At 69.4% G+C, this 19,059-nt stretch carries 19 protein-coding genes; 8 read left to right on the top strand and 11 right to left on the bottom strand.

All coding sequences use genetic code 11. The features are described 5' to 3' along the window. Positions 1-64 precede the first annotated feature (64 nt). The 5 genes from ABZW11_RS04765 to ABZW11_RS04785 all read left to right on the top strand — a co-directional run bounded on the left by ABZW11_RS04765 (position 65) and on the right by ABZW11_RS04785 (position 4,523). Positions 65-1,183, top strand: a complete 1,119-nt coding sequence (locus ABZW11_RS04765) for a DUF4185 domain-containing protein (RefSeq protein WP_355412670.1) — start codon at positions 65-67, stop codon at positions 1,181-1,183. Then, on the top strand, positions 1,180-2,190 hold the full coding sequence (locus ABZW11_RS04770) for a DUF4432 family protein (protein ID WP_355412672.1): 1,011 nt from the start codon (positions 1,180-1,182) through the stop codon (positions 2,188-2,190). Before ABZW11_RS04765 ends, ABZW11_RS04770 begins: the two co-directional genes overlap by 4 nt. Next, positions 2,187-2,969, top strand: coding sequence for an SDR family oxidoreductase (locus tag ABZW11_RS04775; RefSeq protein ID WP_355412674.1), 783 nt, complete (start codon positions 2,187-2,189; stop codon positions 2,967-2,969). Before ABZW11_RS04770 ends, ABZW11_RS04775 begins: the two co-directional genes overlap by 4 nt. 223 nt (positions 2,970-3,192) lie before the next feature. Beyond that, on the top strand, positions 3,193-3,612 hold the full coding sequence (locus tag ABZW11_RS04780; RefSeq protein ID WP_355412676.1) for a peptidase inhibitor family I36 protein: 420 nt from the start codon (positions 3,193-3,195) through the stop codon (positions 3,610-3,612). A 71-nt stretch (positions 3,613-3,683) separates the two neighbouring features. Beyond that, entirely contained in the window at positions 3,684-4,523 is an 840-nt protein-coding gene (locus ABZW11_RS04785) for a hypothetical protein (protein ID WP_355412678.1), read from the top strand. Here ABZW11_RS04785 and ABZW11_RS04790 read toward each other — a convergent pair. The 10 genes from ABZW11_RS04790 to ABZW11_RS04835 all read right to left on the bottom strand — a co-directional run bounded on the left by ABZW11_RS04790 (position 4,482) and on the right by ABZW11_RS04835 (position 15,558). Continuing rightward, positions 4,482-5,918: a peptidase S10 gene (locus tag ABZW11_RS04790; RefSeq protein WP_355412680.1), complete on the bottom strand. Its 1,437-nt coding sequence runs from the start codon at positions 5,916-5,918 to the stop codon at positions 4,482-4,484. The two genes, ABZW11_RS04785 and ABZW11_RS04790, sit on opposite strands and share 42 nt — an antisense overlap. 9 nt (positions 5,919-5,927) lie before the next feature. After that, positions 5,928-7,154: an enolase C-terminal domain-like protein gene (locus tag ABZW11_RS04795; protein ID WP_355412682.1), complete on the bottom strand. Its 1,227-nt coding sequence runs from the start codon at positions 7,152-7,154 to the stop codon at positions 5,928-5,930. After that, the gene (locus tag ABZW11_RS04800; protein ID WP_355412684.1) at positions 7,151-10,084 is read right to left on the bottom strand and encodes a glycoside hydrolase family 38 C-terminal domain-containing protein; all 2,934 of its coding nucleotides are present in this window, start codon (positions 10,082-10,084) and stop codon (positions 7,151-7,153) included. The genes ABZW11_RS04795 and ABZW11_RS04800 overlap by 4 nt, the downstream gene beginning before the upstream one ends. Next, positions 10,081-10,893: a carbohydrate ABC transporter permease gene (locus tag ABZW11_RS04805; RefSeq protein ID WP_355412686.1), complete on the bottom strand. Its 813-nt coding sequence runs from the start codon at positions 10,891-10,893 to the stop codon at positions 10,081-10,083. The genes ABZW11_RS04800 and ABZW11_RS04805 overlap by 4 nt, the downstream gene beginning before the upstream one ends. After that, positions 10,890-11,741, bottom strand: a complete 852-nt coding sequence (locus tag ABZW11_RS04810) for a sugar ABC transporter permease (protein WP_355412688.1) — start codon at positions 11,739-11,741, stop codon at positions 10,890-10,892. The genes ABZW11_RS04805 and ABZW11_RS04810 overlap by 4 nt, the downstream gene beginning before the upstream one ends. 23 nt (positions 11,742-11,764) lie before the next feature. After that, positions 11,765-13,015: an ABC transporter substrate-binding protein gene (locus ABZW11_RS04815; RefSeq protein ID WP_355412690.1), complete on the bottom strand. Its 1,251-nt coding sequence runs from the start codon at positions 13,013-13,015 to the stop codon at positions 11,765-11,767. Positions 13,016-13,034: 19 nt separating this feature from the next. Beyond that, positions 13,035-13,733: an FCD domain-containing protein gene (locus ABZW11_RS04820; protein ID WP_355412692.1), complete on the bottom strand. Its 699-nt coding sequence runs from the start codon at positions 13,731-13,733 to the stop codon at positions 13,035-13,037. Between the two features lie 125 nt (positions 13,734-13,858). Beyond that, complete coding sequence (locus tag ABZW11_RS04825; protein ID WP_355412694.1) at positions 13,859-14,380, bottom strand: DUF305 domain-containing protein; 522 nt, start codon at positions 14,378-14,380, stop codon at positions 13,859-13,861. 78 nt (positions 14,381-14,458) lie between these two features. Continuing rightward, positions 14,459-14,818 carry a hypothetical protein gene (locus ABZW11_RS04830; protein ID WP_355412696.1) on the bottom strand — a complete coding sequence of 120 codons (360 nt, stop codon included), beginning with the start codon at positions 14,816-14,818 and terminating at the stop codon, positions 14,459-14,461. Beyond that, positions 14,815-15,558: a transglutaminase domain-containing protein gene (locus ABZW11_RS04835; protein ID WP_355412698.1), complete on the bottom strand. Its 744-nt coding sequence runs from the start codon at positions 15,556-15,558 to the stop codon at positions 14,815-14,817. Before ABZW11_RS04835 ends, ABZW11_RS04830 begins: the two co-directional genes overlap by 4 nt. A 184-nt stretch (positions 15,559-15,742) precedes the next feature. Here ABZW11_RS04835 and ABZW11_RS04840 point away from each other — a divergent pair, with 184 nt between their 5' ends. Continuing rightward, positions 15,743-16,564 (top strand): helix-turn-helix domain-containing protein, encoded by an 822-nt coding sequence (locus ABZW11_RS04840; protein WP_355412700.1) that lies wholly within the window; start codon positions 15,743-15,745, stop codon positions 16,562-16,564. Positions 16,565-16,609: 45 nt separating this feature from the next. Further along, complete coding sequence (locus ABZW11_RS04845) at positions 16,610-17,191, top strand: dihydrofolate reductase family protein (protein ID WP_355412702.1); 582 nt, start codon at positions 16,610-16,612, stop codon at positions 17,189-17,191. Here the strand turns inward: ABZW11_RS04845 and ABZW11_RS04850 are convergent. Beyond that, positions 17,173-18,129 carry an aminoglycoside phosphotransferase family protein gene (locus ABZW11_RS04850; RefSeq protein WP_355412704.1) on the bottom strand — a complete coding sequence of 319 codons (957 nt, stop codon included), beginning with the start codon at positions 18,127-18,129 and terminating at the stop codon, positions 17,173-17,175. The genes ABZW11_RS04845 and ABZW11_RS04850 overlap by 19 nt on opposite strands. 43 nt (positions 18,130-18,172) lie before the next feature. Between ABZW11_RS04850 and ABZW11_RS04855 the strand changes: the two genes are divergently transcribed. Next, a complete protein-coding gene (locus tag ABZW11_RS04855) occupies positions 18,173-18,778 on the top strand; it encodes a GNAT family N-acetyltransferase (protein WP_355412706.1) in 606 nt (201 codons plus the stop codon). Positions 18,779-19,059 lie beyond the last annotated feature (281 nt).

Below are 19,059 nucleotides of genomic sequence, written 5' to 3' on the forward strand. Positions count from 1 at the left end.
GCCTGGACACCAAGTGATCTAATGACTAGAACTGTAGGGAACGTCCCTCCCCCTAGGAACTGTCATGACGCGATTCCGCTCCGCCCTCGCCCCCCTCGCCATCGCGTTGCTCGGCTTCACCGCCGTCCCTCAGCCCGCGGCGGCACAGGAAACGTCCGCCTGCGCCCCCACTGTCCGCAGCGCCACCCCGGACACCCGGCTGACCAGCCTGTTCACCAACCACGGCAACGACAACAACCGCCTGGACGACTGGACGGGCGCCGACGGCACGTACTCGCTCAAGCTGCCCGGCGGCAAGGAGCTGTGGGTCTTCTCCGACACGTTCCTCGGCCGGGTCAACGAGGACGGCTCCAGGCCCCCGGTGGTCGAGGAGGGCGGCTCGACGGTCTTCCTCAACAACACCTTCGCCGTCGAGCGCAACGGCCGGCTGTCCACGATCCACGGCGGCACCGAGGCGAAGCCCAAGGCCGTGATGCCCCCGCGCGACGAGAACCACTGGTACTGGGCCGGCGACGCCACGCTGGCCGGCGGCCTCGTGGAGGTCACCTACCAGGAGTACGAGCGCTTCGGCGAAGGCGCGTGGGACTGGCGCTGGCACCGCAACGTGGTCGCGAGGTTCGCGCCGGGCCGCCTTGAGCGCCCGATCAGCGTGCACGACCTGCCGAGCGGCCATGGCGTGGCCTGGGCGTCGGGCATCCTCAGGGACGGCGGCCACACCTACGTCTACGGGGTCGAGGACCTCGGCTCGCCGAAGTACATGCACATCGCCAGGGTCAAGGGCGACAGCCTGCTGGGCCGCTGGGAGTACCGCACGGCCGACGGCGGCTGGTCGGCGAACCCGGCCGACTCGGCACGGGTGATGGACGGGGTGGCGAACGAGTACAGCGTCAGCAAGGTCGGATCCGGATATGTCCTGATCACGCATGACACGACCGTGGCGCTCAACCCGAACATCGTCGCCTACTCCGCCTGCTCACCCGCCGGCCCCTTCACCGCCAAGCAGCACGTCTACACGACCCCCGAAACCAGCGGGAACATCTTCACCTACAACGCCCACGCGCACCCGGAGATCGACGGGCCCGGGCTCGTGGTGTCGTACAACGTGAACAGCTTCGTCAACACCGACCACTACGACGACGTCTCCATCTACCGCCCGCGCTTCCTGGACGTGACGTTCCAGTGAGGCGCAACTGGGCGGCCCGCCTGCGCCAGGGCACGATCGAGGGGCTGGCCGCGGTCACCCTGGAGAACGAGCGGCTGCGCGTCACCGTGCTGCCGGGCAAGGGCGGTGACGTCGTCGAGTTCCTGCACAAGCCGACCGACACCGACCTCGTCTGGCTCACGCCGCGCGGCCTGCGCGATCCGCGCGAGCACCTCCAGGGCGCGCCCGACGACGTCGCCCCCTTCATCGACCACTACGAGGGCGGCTGGCAGGACGTGTTCCCCAACGGCGGCGCGCCCAGCGAATACCGCGGCGCGCGGCTGGCGCAGCACGGCGAGGTGGCGGGGCTGCCGTGGGAGTGCGCGGTCGTGGCCGACTCCCCCGAGGAGGTCGCCGTGCGGCTCGGCGTGCGGACGCGGCGGCTGCCGTACCGGATGGAGAAGGTGCTGCGGCTGCGCTCCGGCACGGCCGCGCTGGAGATCGAGGCGCGCGCCACCAACGAGTCGGGGCTCCCGCTGCACGCCATGTGGGGCCAGCACATCGTGTACGGCCTGCCGTTCCTGCGGCCGGGCGGCCGGATCAGGCTGCCCGACGGCGTCACCGTGATCCCCCACGAGACCCCGATCGCGCCCGGCGGGCGCCGGGTCAAGGCGGGCGGCCCGTGGCGGTGGCCGGTGGTGCCCGCCGACGGAGGCGGCGAGGTGGACCTGAGCGTGGTGCCCGAGCGCGGCGAGCCGAGCGACATCGTCTACCTGACCGGCTTCGACGAAGGCTGGTACGAGATCACCGGCGCGGTCGGCTTCCGGGTGGAGTGGGACGCCACGCTCCTGCCCTACCTGTGGATGTGGCAGGAGCTGGGCGCCACCACGGGGTACCCCTGGTGGGGTCAGGCGTACACGGTCGGCCTTGAGCCGTTCGCCGGCATGCCGACCGACGGCCTGGCCGCGGCCGTGGACAACGGGACGGCCATGGAGCTGGGCCCGCACGAGACGAAGGTGTTGAAGATGCGCGCCGAGGTGGTGGCATGACCGAGTTCGACGGCAAGGTGGCGCTGGTCACGGGCGGTTCCATGGGCATCGGGCGGGCGGTGGTCGAGCGGCTCGCGGCCGGCGGCGCGTCGGTGGTGTTCTGCGGGGTGGACGAGAACGCCGAGCAGGACGGCGAGCGCGTCACCGGCCGGGTCGCCGACGTGCGCCGCGCCGACGACCTGCGCGGCCTGGTGGACCTCGCGGTCTCCCGGTACGGCGGCCTGGACATCGTGGTGACCAGCGCGGGCGTGCAGCGCTACGGCACGGTCGAGGACACCCCCGAGGAGGTCTGGGACGAGGTGCTCGACATCAACCTCAAGGGCGTCTACCTGACCTGCAAGGCCGCGATGCCGCAGTTGCGCGCCCGGGGCGGCGGCTCGATCGTGGTGGTGTCGTCGGTGCAGGCGTTCGCCTCGCAGGCGCAGGTGGCGGCGTACACGGCGAGCAAGGCCGCGCTGAACGGGCTGGTCAAGGCCATGGCGCTGGACCACGCCAAGGACGGCGTCCGGGTGAACGCGGTCTGCCCCGGCTCGGTGGACACGCCGATGCTGCGCTGGGCGGCCGACCTGTGGCGGGGCGAGCTGTCGCAGGAGGAGCAGGTCGCGCAGTGGGGCAGGACCCATCCGCTGGGCCGCGTGGGCCGCCCTGAGGAGGTGGCCGAGGTGGTGGCGTTCCTGGCGGGGCCGCGCTCGTCGTTCGTCACCGGAGCCGAGCACCGGGTGGACGGCGGGCTGCTCGCGCAGAATCCCGCGGCGCTTCCCGAGGAGCTTCCCGAATAGGTCGAGCGCAGACCACGGGTTCCTCCACGAGGGCCAACACTTCTGCCAACGCGGCGAAACCGCAGGGCAGGGCCCTGATAGCAGTGAGTGCGGCGGGCCGGGCCCGCGACCCTTTCCAGGGGCGCGGCGCCTTTGGGACATCGACGCGGGTCATGGCCGCTCGCGTGCGATTCCGGCGCGCCGGGTTCCCGGCAGAAACGACTCACTGATCGGAGAGAAACCTGTGAGGCTCACCAAGAAGGCCGCCGGTCTCATCGCCGCGGCCACGCTGTTCACCGTGGTCGCCCCCGCTGCCGCCGCGGTGGCCAGCCCCCGCTCGACCTGCTACGGCGGCCGGGTCTGCCTGTACGCCGGTTACGACTACAACCGCGGCCAGGTCGACCACTGGCGGGACTTCATCTCGGACGACTCCAACTTCGCCGACAACAACTGGCTGAACTGGGACTTCAGCAACTCCTGGCACAGCATGGACAACGAGACCAGCTCGGTGCGCAACCGCATCGGCTGCAGTGCGACGCTCTGGCAGCACCCCGGTTACACGGGTGCGCACAGCACGTTCACGCACAACTCGAACGACGGTTTCCTGGCGAACAACGCCATCGGCAACAACCGCGCCAGCGCGCTCGACATCTGGTGCCGCTGAGCGATAAAGGGAGTGCCGGTTTCCGGGCTTGGCCCTCGGAAACCGGCTGCCGCCGGCTCATCGCGAGCACTTTGGTGCTGGTGGCCGCGGCCTGCGGCGTCGAAGAGCCGGTGGCACCGCCCGCGCCCACCAAGGGCGTCACCTCGGTGTCGCACCTCGTGCTCCCGTTCGACGCCTACAAGGCCACTCCCGAGCAGCGGGCCGTGCTGGGCAACGCCCACAACCGTCTCGTCGTCAGGTGCATGCGGGGGCAGGGCATCACCATCGACCCGCCCGCCGAGAGCGCGGCCGCGATCGCCGCCGTGGATCCCGGCAACTCCCGCCGCTACGGCGTCACCGACCCGGACGCGGCCAAGCGGCACGGCTACCACCTGGCCAGGCCGCCCTCTCCCGACACGACCGGCGCCTGGGCCGGCAAGCTGCCCAAGCGCACCCGCCACCGCCTGTACGGCACCGCGGCCGACCGCGGCTGCCTCGACCGCGCCACGCTCGCCCTGGACGAGGGAGCGCGCGAGGCGGACTGGCCGTGGCTGGCCCTGCAGGACTCGCTGACGCTGGAACAGGCCGCCAAGCACCCGACGGTGACGGCGGCGGTCAAGCGCTGGCAGTCGTGCATGCGCCAGGCCGGCCACTCCTACCCCTCGCCCGAGGCCGCCATCGCCGACAACCGCTGGAACCTCGACGAGCCCACGGCTGTGACGGAGGATGAGCGGCGGACCGCGACGGCCGACACCATGTGCAAGTGGGCGTCGGGCCTGGTCGCGGCCTGGTACGCGGCCGACGCCGACCTGCAGAACGCCCTCGTCCGCGACAACCCCGACCGCTTCGCCGCGCTGCGCCAGAACCTCAGGCAGCGCCTGGCGAAGGCCTCACGCCTGCTCTCCGAGGACGAACGCCGCCAGGTGAGCTGACTGGGCGAGCCTGCTGGGCTCGTGCACGTACATCATGTGGCCGGCCTCGTAGTACTTGAACTCGATGTTGCCGGTCAGCTCGGGCGGCACGGGCAGGTGGGCGAAGGTGTGCTCGGCGGCGAAGTACGGCGTGGCGCCGTCGTGGTAGCCGCAGGCGACGTGCACGCGCAGGTGCGGATTGGCCCGCATCGCCGCCCCCAGGCGGGAGGCGACCTGCACGTGCGCGTTCTCGAACTCCTTGTACGACCACGGCCGCACCCGCGAGGTGAGCACCTCGTACGGCAGGTCGTTGGCGTAGCCCAGGTCGGTGCGCAGGTAGTGGTTGAGCGCCGCGCTGTACGGCCCCATGATCGCGTCCATGCTGGGGTCGGCGGCGAAGTGCTCGCGGCCGGCGTCGGGGTCCCAGCCGGTGAAGCGGCCGTCGAGCCTGCCGACGACCTGCCGCCGGTGGCGCAGCACCTCGGTGAAGAACCTGATGTGCTCGATGCGCAGGTCCACCCGGTCCACGTAGTCGGTGCTCAGCCCGGTCAGCCCGGCGACCTTGGCGACGGCCGCCGCGCGTTCCTCGGCGGTGAGCCGGTTGCCCCTGGCCAGCGCCCACAGGTAGTCACGGTCGGCGTACTCCTCGGCCTCGCGCAGCACGTCGGCCAGCGGCCGGTCGCCGTGCAGGCCGTGGTAGTGGGCGATGGCCGCGTACGTCGGCAGGTAGAGCGCGTAGGCCAGGTCGTTGCCCTCGTTGAACTCGCCGGTGATGAAGTCGAGCACCGAGGAGATGAGCATGACGCCGTTGAGGTACATGCCGTAGCGCGACTGCAGGTGCTGGGCGAGCCCGGCGGCGCGCACGGTGCCGTACGACTCGCCGGCGAGGAACTTCGGCGACATCCACCGGCCGTTCCTGGTGGTCCACAGCCTGATCACCTCGCCGACCGACTCCAGGTCGCCGGTGAAGCCGTGGTACGGCTCCGCCTTCTCCCCTTGGGCGGCCCGCGAGTAGCCGGTGGAGACCGGGTCGATGAAGACCAGGTCGCTCACCCGCAGCAGGCTCTCCTCGTTGTCCACCAGCCCGTACGGGGGCGGCAGCAGCGCTCCGGCGTCGCCCATGACGACCCGGCGGGGCCCGAGCACGCCCAGATGCAGCCACACGCTGGACGAGCCGGGCCCGCCGTTGAAGGCGAACGTCACCGGCCTATCGCCGGGGTCGGCGCCGTCAAGGGTGTAGGCGGTGACGAACACCTCGGCCTTGGGGCGCAGGCCCTCGAACGTGCCGTCGGTGATCACCTCCTCGCGCAGCACCATCGTCCCGGCGGTGGCGGTGTACGCCTGGCCGGACGGCAGGGTGTGGGAGGAGGTGACGAGGTTGTCGGCAGGGGCGGCAGGCTTCGACTCTTCAGACATATCGCCCCATTATGGTGCGATTTCCACCGCGGGATCCGCGAACCTCTCGTTGGGGACCGTCGCGTACCAGCCTGGACGCCCGGGATCGCGGTCGTACGGATAACCGCCCAGCTCCTTGTAGAGCTCGGCGTAACGGGCCACCTGGTCCCGGTCGAGCCGCACCCCCAGCCCAGGACCGGTCGGGACGGCGATGGCGCCCTCCGAGTACGCCATCTTCCCGCCCTCGATCACGTCGTCCCTGAGCTGGTGGTAGTGGGCGTCGGCGGCGTAGGTGAGGTTCGGCAGCACCGCACCGAGGTGCAGCATCGTCGCGAGCTGGATGCCCAGCTCCCCCGACGAGTGCACGGCCACCCCGAGCTGGAACGTCTCGCACACCCCCGCCGCCTTGACGCACGGCCTGATGCCGCCCCAGAACGTCGTGTCCAGCAGGATCACGTCGGCGCTCCTGCGCAGCACGTTGGAGGCGAGCTGCTCGAAGTTCACCACGACCGTGTTCGTCGCCAGCGGCACGCCGACCTGCGCGCGCACGGCCCGCAGCCCTTCGAGGCCCCAGACCGGGTCCTCCAGGTAGTCGTTGTTCAGGCCCTCGATCGCCTTGCCGAAGCGCAGCCCCTCGGCCACCGACAGCACCGCGTTGGGGTCGTACCTGAGCCGGTCGCCGGGGAACGCCTCGGCCAGCGCGCGGTAGCACTCCAGCTCGTGGTCCGGTGGGAAGACGCCGCCCTTGAGCTTGTGGACGGTGAACCCGTGCTCCTCCTTCAGCCGCGCCGTGTGCTCGACGAGCTGCTCGGGAGTGCGGATCTCGGCGTGGGCGTCGGACGCGTACCGGAAGAACAGGTACGACGCGAACGGCACCGCGTCCCTGATGCGCCCGCCGAGCAGGTCGCTGACCGGCACCCCGAGGTGCTGCCCGACCAGGTCGAGGCAGGCGAACTCGATCGCCGCGAGCAGCTGCGTGCGGTTGTTGTAGAGCGACGCCGTCGGGTTCGCGATCTTGAAGCGCAGCGCTTCGAGCTGGAACGGGTCGTGCCCCTTCAGGTACGGCATGAGCGCGCGGAAGGCCGCTTCCGCGCTCTCGCCGCCGCCGCCCATCTCGCCCAGCCCGATGAGCCCGTTGTCGGCCTCGACCTCGACGATCGTCCGGACGAAGCGCCCCCAGTGCGCGCCGTTGCTGTGCCGCAGCGGCGCCTCCAGGGGCACGGCCACCGTCGTGGCCCTGATGTCGACGATCTTCACTGGCGCGCCCCCCTGACCACGGCCACCCCGCACGCGGGCAACCGCACCTCGACCGGCTCCTGCCCCGGCAGCGTCACCGTGGTCTCCACCGGCTCGGCGGCCAGCGACTGCAGCCGCACGCCCGCCCAGCCGATCGAGGTCACCAGCACGTCGGGGTGATCGACGCGCACGTACGTCTCCGACGCCCCAGGGCTGTCGGTGATCAGCGCGCCCACGAACGGCTCGCAGAGCCCCGAGGCCGCCGCCGCGCCGAGCCGCCGCCCGCCCGCGCCCGTCTCGGACGTCACCGCGTACCGGAACGTCGTCTCGCCCTGCTGCTGGGCGGGGAAGTTGGTGTCCCAGATGTTGTTGAGCGCCCACGAGTACACCGTGCCGTCTTCCTGGTCGAGGGTCGGCGGGAACGGCGCGTACGGCATGTGGATGGTGCCGAGCTGCACCAGCGGCGCCTCCAGCGTGGCCCAGGCGATGGTCAGCTCAGGGTCCTCGAAGGCGATCCAGTGCCTGATCGGCAGCATGTACTCGGCCGAGCCCGGCACCCTCGGCACGTCGGGCCCGCCGACGCCGCCGGTCAGCTCCCAGGCCGTGGCCTGGCCCGCGGCGAACGGGAAGGCCAGGAAGACCGCCTCCTTCGCCGGGGTGCCCTGCTTGGCGAGCTGGTAGGTCAGGTCGAGCCTCGGCACGCCGTGGTGCAGCTCGATCGTCGTGCGGATCCAGTCGACGCCCTTGCCGCGCAGCTCCACGACCAGCTTCTCGCCCACGGCCGTGCGCCTGGCCTCGGTGATCCTGGCGTGCTCGCCGATCGCCCGGTCGCCGAGCAGCGTGCGGTCGTGCGCGCCGACGTGGCCCGACAGGTGGTTGAAGTGCGGGGCGGTGGCGTAGCGGTCGTAGACGTACTGGCCGAACCCGGCCGCCGCCTCGCCGTTGACCAGCTCGCGTCCCGCCCGCTTGTCGAAGATCGAGCCGATGTAGCCCTCGCGCACGTCGTACGCCACGCGGTAGAACTCGTTCTCGATCACCCCGCTCTCGTCCAGCTCGACCGGCTCGGGAGCCTGCGTCTCGCCGGGCACGACGTCGAGCCGGACATAGCCGAAGCCGGGCACGTCGGGCACGACCGCGTGCACGTGCCGGCCGATCGGCCTGGTCGGCCAATCCGCCGGGTCCACCAGCTCCTCGTGGTGCGGCAGCCGCTCGCCGGTCCGCGCGTCCACGAGCGCGATCGGCACCTCCACATCGACGACGTCCCGGGGCAGGAAGGCGCGCACCACGTCGGTACGCGTCCACGTCGCCGGGTTGAAGACGGCGAACGACGACAGCGCGCCGCCCTCGCCACCAGACTCCGAGAGTGCCGCGCCGAACCTCCTTGCCGCCGCGTGCAGCAGGTCGGAGGCGTCGTCCTGGGCGTCGTACGCGCCCGATGACTTGCGCGTCCACTGCAGGCCGCCCGAGTCGCCGCCGTCCTCGGCGTCCTCCCACGGGTTCGCCGCGCCCCACGTGTGCTCGTTGAACAGCGCGACCTTGTCGTACGCCGCGTCGATCCGCTCGGTCGCGTCCACCCCGGCCAGCGTGTGCAGCGTCTCGGCCACCCGCAGCGCCGACTGCGCCCTGCGCACGTAACCCAGCGGGCGCGCGCCAGAGCCGAGCCCGTCGGCCCACCAGTCGGTCCAGTCGCCCTCGTGCACCGCCAGGCGGTCGTGGTAGCGCTCCTCGACGTGCTCGAAGAAGTCGCTGTTGACCGCGCTGCGCAGCCGGGGGTAGGCCCACTGCTCGTTCCACCGCCGCGCGATCGTGGCCGGCACGATCGACGGCCCCGCGTTGTCGGCGTGCGCGCCCTGCACCCGCAGGTGCAGCACGTCCAGCTCGTACGGCTCCTTCGGCGCGTCGGGCCCCTGCCAGCCGAAGGTGCCCGGCCCGTACGGGTAGCCGCGCGTCGCCAGCGCCGACAGGTAGCGCGGCAGCAGGTCGTCGGCCAGCTCGTAGGAGTCGGTCAGCCCGACCGTGTTGCCCTCCATGTACGCCATCCCGTGCGGCGTGTCGGTGAACCACACGAGGATCTCGTTGCCGCTCGGCGCCCGCCAGCGGAACGGCCTGCTCAGCTTGTCACCGCCGTGCAGGTACGGCACCGACCGCCCGGCCCAGTTGTGCGCCGCCGCGAGATAGCGCACGCCGTGCTGACTGAGCGCGTCCACCAGGCCCACGACCGCGCCCGGCACGTCGGTGTGCATGGCCGACTTCGTGGCGAAGCCGTAGCGGCGTTCGAGCTGCCCGGTGAAGCGCAGCTGCCGGTGCAGCTCCTCGGTCGAGCACGCCTCGGTGTGCAGCTGGAACGGCAGCGCCGTCACCTCGATCAGGCCCGCCCTGGCCAGCTCGGCGAAGGCGTCCACCATCTCCTTCGGCCGGTGCTCCAGCCAGCGCAGCGCCGGCATCGACGACTCGACCGTCCAGCGGAACCTGGCGTCGTCCGGCCAGGACGCGGTCTCCTGCCCCAGGCGTACGGCCGCGTCGAGGTAGTCGAGGTGGTGGCGCAGCACCGTGCCCTGCGGGTCGGTGTAGCCGATGTCGAGGTGCGAGTGGTGCACCACGAACACGCTCCACTTGCGCTGCGGCGTCACCGTGATCTGCGCGCTGCCCACCACGCCCGCGTCGTCGCGGCACTCCAGCGTGAACTCGCGCGGCGCGTCCACCTCCGGCACCAGCAGCGTCACGTCGCGGCCCGACGCGCTGTCCACGCCCACCAGCACGTGGGTCAGCGGCTCGGTGCTGGAGACCCGGACCGCCTGGCGGCCGTCGTGGGTGAACAGCGGCAGCACCGCGACCCTGACCTCCAGCCCGCGCACGCTGAGCACGGGCGTCGAGGTGTCGTCTCGCAGCGCCTGCCTGATCCCGTCGTAGTCGGGGCTCCCCAGGCTGCGCTGGAGCAACCGGCTGGTCATTGAACACTCCCTAGAGACAGGCCCCTGGCGAAGAGGCGCTGGGTTGCCAGGAACAACACCACGGTCGGCAGCGAGACCACGAGCCCGGCGGCCAGGCCGACCGGGACCGGGGTCCCGGCGTACACGTCGGTCATGAGGCCCGCGATGGCGGTCATGACCGGGCGTACCTCCTCGGTCTGGCTCAGGGTCAGGCCGAAGATGAGGTCGTTCCAGATGAAGGTGAACTCGAGGATGAACACGGCGGTCAGCGCCGTGAACGAGATCGGCAGGTAGATGCGCCAGAAGATGCGCCACGTCGAGGCGCCGTCCATCCTGGCGGCCTCGAAGACCGAGAACGCGACGCCGCTGTAGAAGTTGCGCAGCACGAACGCGGCCAGCGGCACGTTGATCGCCGTGTAGATGAGGATCATGCCGAGGCGGCTGTCGTACAGGCCGGCGTCGCTGTAGCCGACGAAGAGCGGCACCAGCAGCATCTGCGAGGGGAAGATCGTGCCGCCGAAGATCAGCAGGAACCACCAGAACCCGTGGCGCAGCCGCAGCACCACGATCACATAACCGGCCAGCGCGCCGACGAGCACGCCGAGCAGCGGCGAGACGATGCTGTAGAGCGCTGTGCTGGCCAGGCTCTGCGTCAGGTTCGCGCTGTCCAGCGCGGTGGCGAAGTTGTCGAACAGGGCGAAGTCGCCCGAGGGCGCCCACGCGCCGGCCGGGTCGTACGAACCGGCCGGCCGGGAGGCGTTGACGAGCAGCAGGTACGTCGGCCCGAGCCAGACCAGCCCGAGCACGACGAGCACGGCACGGCGGATCACGTGGCCGTCACCTGCCTGCGCAGATAGAGGTAGGAGGCCAGCCCGGTCACCACGGTCAGCAGCACCGCCACCGCCGAGCCGTAGCCGTAGTCGCTGGCCACGAACGTCTCCTTGTACATGGTCACCGCGAGCGTCTCGGAGTTGCGTCCTGGGCCGCCCTGCGTCAGCACCCACACGATGTCGAACGTCTTCAGCCCGGCCACCAGCGCGAGCCCCACCACGACCGCCGTCAGCGGCCGCATGAGCGGCCAGATCACGTGCCGGAACAGCCGCCACCCCGCCGCGCCGTCCAGCCGCGCGGCCTCGATCGGCTCCTTGGGGATCGACTGCAGGCCGACGACGAAGAGCAGCGTGTTCACGCCGAGCTGCTGCCAGGTCCAGACCGCGAGCATGGCGAACGTGTTCACCGGCGCGTCCTGGAGGAACGCGGTGTCCACGCCGAGCAGCACGTTCGCGATGCCGCCGTGCGACAGGATCGGGCTCCACACCATGGCCAGGCCCGCGCCGCTCAGCGCGTACGGGAGCATGAACGGCACCCGGAACCAGGCGCCGCCCTTGATGTCGTACGACAGCACCGCGACCAGCAGCCCGAGCCCGACCGGCAGCACCATCGTGCCGATCACCCAGATCAGCGTGTTGCGGATCGAGGTCAGCAGCGCCGCGTCGTCGAAGAGCTCGCCGAAGTTCGCCAGTCCGTTCCAGACCGGCGGCTCCAGCCCGTCATAGGTGGTCAGGCTGAGGTAGGCGGTCCACAGGAACGGCGCGTAGAGCAGCACCGCGACCAGCAGCGCCGCGGGCGCCACGTACCCGTGCCGGAACCGGCCGAGCAGCGGGGCGCCCCGTTTCACCTGCGACTGGGATGGCACCGCACTCACTGATGCGTGCTCCAGTACTCGTCGGCGGCCTTCTGGATGGTCTCCAGGACCTCCTTGTACGACGCCGGCTCGGTGACGAACTTGCTGAACCCGTCGAGCGCGGCCGTCAGGATCGGCGGCGGCGTCGCCTCGAAGTAGCGGTTGACCAGGCGGTACTTCCCGCCACCCGCGTCCTTGGTGACCGTGCCGAGCACCTTGTCGTCGATCGTCACCTTCGGGTTGGCGCTGACGTCACCGCGGCTCTTGGCCCACTTGTCCTGCGCCTCCGAGGTGGTCCACCACTTGAGGTACTTCATGCTGGCGTCGGGGTCGGCGGCCTTGGTGAGCGAGCACAGCGGGCCGCTCTCGAAGATCATCGACGTCTTGGGCAGGGCCGGGTTGACGTTGGGGATGACGAAGAAGTCGTAGTCGGTGCCGGCCTTCATGTCGCGGCTGGTCATGCTCGTGTTGAACCAGGTGCCGAACGTCACCATCGCGGCCTTGCCGTTCTTGAGGACGTCGCCCGGGTCCGTTTTATCGCCCGGATTGATGAAATATCCGGCGTCGATGAGCTGCTTCCACCGCTCCATCACCTGCACCACGCCCGGGTCGGTGTACTTCGCCTTGCCGGTGGCGAGGCGGTCGTACAGGTCGGGGTCGGTGCCGGCCAGGAGCTGCTCGAACCAGACGAACGAGAACAGCACGCTGGTGTGGTAGAACGCCTTGACCCCGTTCTTCTTCAGGGTCTCCGCCGTCTGGACGAGCTCGTCCCAGGTCTGCGGCGGCTTCAGGTCATGCTTGTCGAAGATCTTCTTGTTGTAGAACATCCCCCAGTAGGCGACGTTCATCGGCACGCAGTACTGCTTGCCACCGACCGTGTAATAGGGCAGCAGGTCCTGCGACAGGTCACCCGCCTTGATCGCCTCCTGCCAGATGGCCGAGGTGTCGGCCACCTGCTTCTGCTTGACGATCTCCGCCAGCATCCCCCCGGTCTGCCAGGTGAACAGGTCCGGCTTGACGTTCGTGCGGAACGACGCCTTGATGAACGCCTGGTACTGCGCCGAGTCCGTGTAACCCGTCGGCTTCATGCCCAGGCCGATCCGCTGCTTCGACAGCGCGCCCATCTCGTCGAAGAACTTCGACCACGCGCCCTTGTCGTTGTAGAGCGTCAGCTCCGTCTTCTTCTGCTGCTCGCCGGCGCCGTTGCCACCGCAGGCGGCCAGGACGAGCGCCGCCACGCCGAGCGTGGCCACACGTGACCGGAACATGAGCCGGCCTCCTTGGATCTTATCGGGGGGATTGCAACCTGTGCTCGATAACGGTCTTAACCTCGACCAGGTGGGCCCGCATGCGCTCCTCGGCCTGCGCCGCGTCGCGTGCTTCGATGGCCCCCAGGATCGCCAGGTGCTCCTCGTAGTCGCGGCGCCGGTCGTCGAAGATCTGCAGGATCTCGAGCTGCTCCGGGCCGTGCACGGTCAGCAGCGAGTCGACCACCTCGTGCAGGACGCTGTTGCCCGCCAGCCGGGCGGTCGCCCGGTGGAAGGCCATGTTCGCGTCGTGCAGCTCGGCGTCCTCGCCGCGCAGATGCCTGCCCGCCTCGTCGAGCACCCGCCGCAGCGCCGCCAGCTCCGCACCGGCGGCGTGCTCCGCGGCCATCGCGGCCAGCGGCGGCTCGATCACGATCCGCGCGCCGAGCAGCTCCAGGAGCTGGGGGGCGTGCATCTCGCGCATGTTCGGATTGGGCAGCACCAGCCGCTCTATCGCGGGCCCGACATAGATGCCGGAACCGTGCCGCATCTCGATGGCCCCGGTGGCCTCGAGCCTGCGCAGTGCCTCGCGCAACGTCGGGGTGGTGACGGCGAAGCGCTGGGAGAGCTCCCTGGTCGAGGGCAGCCTGTCGCCGGGCCGGTGCCCGCCCGCACGGATGAGCTCCAGCATGCGCTCGGTGAGCGCGTCGGAAAGCGAGGGCCGCGTTACCTCGGACATATCAAGTGATCTAATCACTTCTGAGGGATGGCGTCTATGAGGGATACCGTTTCGTCACAGAAGAGCGTTGTGAGACGGGCTCTCGCCGCATTGATCAGCGCTGATGAGCAGGTTCTCAGGCTCTGCTAGCGCTTGAGCAGCTTGAGCATCATGTCGATCTGCCCCTTACGAGAGCTCTGCACCTGCGCCGCCCACTTCTGCACCTCGGGATTGGCCCCCTTCGCCACCTCGGACGACGCCATCTGCACGGCGTCGTCCTGGTGCGCGATGAGCAGGTTGAGCAGGTCGTACTCGAAGTTCTTCGACGCCTTGAGCTCCTGGATGCGCTTGGCGTCGGTCTCCGGCATGCCGCCGTGGTGATCGTGCGCGCTGCTCGGCGCCGTGACCGGCTGGTCCCAGTCGCGCAGCCAGCGCGTCATCATCTCGACCTCGTCCTGCTGCGTGGTCTCGATGGCCGAGGCCAGGGTCTTGACCTCGGGGTCGGCGGCCTGCGACGTGCCGACCTTGGCGATCTCGATGCCCTGCCGATGGTGCTGCACCATCATCTGCACGAACATCACGTCCTCGGCGTTCACCGGGGGCTCGTCCCCCTGCCCGCCGCAGGCCGTGATGAGCAGGAGCCCGAGGACCGCTAAGACCGTACGCAACCGCCTCAACTCCCGCTTATCAGCTAGGAAACCTTCCTATTCGAATATCCCCACCCACGCAAGGGCCCTGAACGAAGCTCAGCGCCTCCCCGATGTGCTGCCGGACTCGACGACCGCCACCTCACCCGGATAGAGCCGCCCACTCCCGTCCACGAACCGCAACTCCGGCACCCGCACACCCAGCTCGCTGAACTCCCGATGCGCCGCCAGAAACAGCCCCATCTCCGAACGCCCCTTCTCGGCGCCCGCCCCCCAGAAGTTCTCCTCAGCCGCCCACACGTAGAGAACAGCGGTGGGCCCACGCTCGAACGTCAGCCGATAGACCCCCTTCTTGGTGCCACCCCGCAACCGCTCCACCCGTTCGAGTTCTTCACCGAACGCCTCACGTACCAGGGGACCAAGGCTTGCCACAGAAGCGAACCGCCGCTCCGTGCTCACAGGGCCTGCTCAAGGCAGCGCCGCACCGGCCGGAACCCCGCGCCCCGCCGGCTCATCACCAGGTCGACCACCCACCGCACCCCGGGCCGCAACGTCTGCCCGTACTCCCGGAACAGCTCATCCCGCGTCCCGAAATATCCGAGATCGGCCACCACCCGAGCCGACAGATCGCAGGTCGGCGCGACGGTGCCGTCCCAGTCCACCGCCGTCCTGGCGACGGCGTCGAACAGCGTCTCCGCGCCGGCGTTGTCGAAGCCGGAGTCCACGCACAGCCCGTCATAGATCTCCGACACGGCGACCCACCGCCCCTCCACCCGGAACTCGGGCCAAGCCAGCACCACCTCGTCAGGCACCAGGGCCCGCATGCCGGGGAACCGCGCGTACCAGAAGGCCCCGTCGATCACCCGCCCCCTGACCCGCGTGGCGATCCCCCGAGCCCGTGCCACCGCCTCCAGCACCGCCATCCGCTGGCTGCACGACCCCCGCCCCCGCCGCACGGTCACGGACACGGGCTGCTCGTCGTTCATCGCGTAGACGGGACGGATGCGGTCACCGATCAGCCGATGCGCCTCGCGCACCAGCTCCCGTTCCCCCGCACCTCTCACCTCGTCCGCCAGGCGCGCCACCCGAGGATGCCCCCAGTCGAGGATCCGCGTCGCCTCCACCCCACCCGCGACGACCGCCGCTTGAGAACCGCTCCCCGATAACCGCCGCCGAGGCATGAGCAGCCGCGAAGTCACGATCCCCTCCTGGGTCCACTCACCGCATCAGCAGCATCAGACGCCGCAAGCAGAAAGCCAAGCCCCAAAAGATCCCTGACACGGACACGCCCCCTTCATTCCAGCATCGACCCCCGATCCCGCCATCATGCCGACCCTGCCGGGGTATGGCGACTTCTGCCGGACATCGGCGATGCTTGGGCGCGTGGAGTACGTGTCCAGAGTGCCGGCACCCCCGTTGGACGGCCTGATCGACGACCTCTACTACCTGGCGGGCGCGCCCCCGTACCCCAGGCTGATTCTCCCTCCCATGCCGTCCGCTGTGCTCATCATCAACCTCGGAGACCCGTTCCGCATCGGGACCGCCGACTACGGCGACGGCTGCGTGCTCACCACCCCCACCCACGCCGTCGAGTTCGGCTACCCACCCGGCACCCGCTCGGTAGGGGTGCACTTCAAGCCGTGGGGCATGGCGCCGTTCCTGCCGATGCCCGCGAGCGAACTGCGCGACCGCCCGGTCACGGTCGAGCAGATCTGGGGGCACCGCGCCACCGAGGTATTACGTGACCGCTTGGCCGCGGCGGCCGGGCCGTACGAGATGCTCGCCTGTCTGGAGACTGAGCTGACCCGCCGCCTCCGCGACGCCGCTGGCCTCGGCCTGGTCCGTCACACGAGCGGCGTCATCGCGGCGGCCATGGGAAGGGTCACCATCGGCGACCTGAGCGCGGCGGCGGGCGTCAGCAGCACGCACCTGGCCCAGCGGTTCAAGGACCTTATCGGCCTCACGCCGAAGCGGCTCGCCCGTACGTACCGCTTCGCCGCCACCGTGACGGCGATCGACCCGATGGGCCCGATCGACTGGGGCGACCTCGCCACCCGCGCCGGCTACTTCGACCAGGCCCACTTCACCCACGAGTTCCGCACGTTCACCGGCCTCACGCCCACCCGGTACGTCGAAGTCCGCCGCCGCTTCCTGCACGAACATCCCGGCCACGCCCTGAACGTCGGCCCACTTCCTGCCGTTTGATTTCTTACAATCCCCCGCCCCCGGAGACACGCCAATATGGGCCTCATGGGCAAGGTCATCATGTACGCCACCGTGTCGGTGGACGGTTTCATCGCGAAGGACAACGACGAGGTCGGCCCGCTGTTCGACTGGATGTCCAGCGGCGACGTCCCGCTCGAGGAGAACGGCCAGATCAAGGTGACGCAAACCTCGTACGACTACGTCCGGCCGTACTGGGACGAGATCGGCGTCACGATCGCCGGCCGCCACCTCTTCGATATGACGAACGGCTGGGACGGCAAACCCCCCGCTGACATCGACCACGTGGTGGTCGTCACCCACCGCCCGCAACCCGCCGGCTGGGACCCGCAGGCCCCCTTCCACTTCGTGAACGGCATAGAAGCCGCCATGGCCAAGGCCCAGGAGCTGGCCGGCGACCGCACGGTAGAGGTCGCCGCAGGGAACGTCGGCGGCCAAATGCTCGCCGCCGGCCTGGTGGACGAGGTGGCCATGGACGTAGCCCCGGTAGTCCTCGGCACCGGCAAACGCTACTTCGGCGCGCTGAACGCGATCCACCTACTGGAAGACCCTCACGTGGTGATCCAAGGCACCCGAGTCCTCCACCTCCGCTACCGAGTCCGCCACTGACCTCCACTGAACACCGGGTTCCGCCGCAACTGCTCGGCACACCACCGAAAGTGCCCGTCCTCCGCACCCATGCCGAACAGATCGTAAGTGGTGAGTGCGTACACGGCCTGGTACACGCGCAGAACATCAGCCGAATACGAAAACTCCCGCGCAAAGAGCTCGGTCAGCTCCACGCTGTGCTCTCCGGCATACGGCCCATACATGTCCCAGATGATCGCCGTCACCGCCGCCTCGAACGCCGGATCCCCCGCCGTCGTGAAGAACCCGAAATCAAGCACGGCAACAGGCCGCCCATCGCCGGCAACATGAACGTTGGGTGGCACAAGATCCCCATGAATCGCAGAGACCGGCCCATCAGCCACGGCCCGCAATCCACTCAGCACCCTCCCAACCCCAGCCTCAAAGTCCGGAACCCGCCCCTCGAGAGCAGCACCATTCCTGCCAACGGCCCGACCGACCAAACCCGCCAGAGCATCCTTGAAGCGCCGATGCCCCTCCCACAAGGGCCGATCATCCCCCTGCACACTCAACCGCCGCATCACCTCGGTCCCCGGCACCGAAGCAAGCCCCCGCAGCACGATTATCAGCGCCTCCTTATGGGACGCAGGCAACTCCCGCCCGTACTGCTCATGCACCGATCTCATGGGAACACCGGGCAACTCCCGCTCATACGTCACCACGACGCCATCGTGCTCGTGCACGTCATGAATAAGCGGAGTAGCAAAGGGCAACGGACACCGCGCAACATCGGCGAAAACCTGCCGACTGACCTCGGTCTGCGGCCGCCCATTCACCCAAACCTTGGCCACCCGCCCGTCCCCGAGCGAGTACACAACCCCCTCAACCCCAACCCCGATCCGCCGCACATCGGTATACCCACGCTCACGGAAGTACTCAACCCACGAAAGGCCGCCGCTCGCCCTCTCCGAAATCTCCACCCGTGTATTGAACCAGCACCCATAAGGCCCTTACCTTCGATCCATGATCAACCACGGCGGCCCTGAAGAAACCACGCATACTGCCGACCCACCCAGCGCTGACTTGGGCTGCTCCCGTCGAGTCGTTCTGCGCCGCATGACCAGCCACGATCAGGACGAGTTCCTCGACCGAGTCCGTGCCACGGACGGCCTGAACCTCCCCGACACCCCGGAAGCGTTCCAGACCTTCCTCAGCCGATTCGACGAGGGCCAATCCGCCGATGCCTTACTGGTCCGCCTCCGCGACACCGGCGCCATCGCCGGCAATATCAACATCAACAGCATCATCCGCGGCCGCTTCCAGAACGGCTCCCTGGGCTACGCCGCCTTCACCCCATACGCCGGCCACGGCTACATGTCAGAAGGCCTATCCCTGGCCCTGCACCACGCATTCATCACACTGCAACTGCACCGCCTGGAAGCTCAGATCAGCCCCACCAACCAGCCGTCCATCAACCTGATCCAACGCCACGGCTTCCGTTACGAGGGCTACTCTCCCGACCTCCTGTTCATCAGCGGCGAATGGCAAGGCCACGGCCGCTGGGCCCTCACCAACGACATGCACGGCACCCTCCCCAACACCCCTCACCCCACGCTGCCCACCCATTGATCACGGGGCCGCAAGAGCGGCTGTCACCCACACCTTGGCCACCCGCCCACGACCAAGCCAGTAAGCAAACCTCAACTCCGACCCTGATATACCGCACGCCGGAACGTAACCCCGGGTTACACAACCCACGGATTGTTGACGTTCGCCGACTCAGATCTCCCACGGCATCCCTGAGGGTCCTGGCCCGCAAAAGCCCGCTCCGCGAGTGGGTTCGCTGCTCAGCAGCAGCACAGCGGTAACCGAGCAAGCAGATCCGCCCCATCCTCCAAGGAGGCGCTGTG

This window comes from Nonomuraea sp. NPDC004580, assembly GCF_040609855.1.
In the GTDB taxonomy this organism is placed as follows: domain Bacteria; phylum Actinomycetota; class Actinomycetes; order Streptosporangiales; family Streptosporangiaceae; genus Nonomuraea; species Nonomuraea salmonea.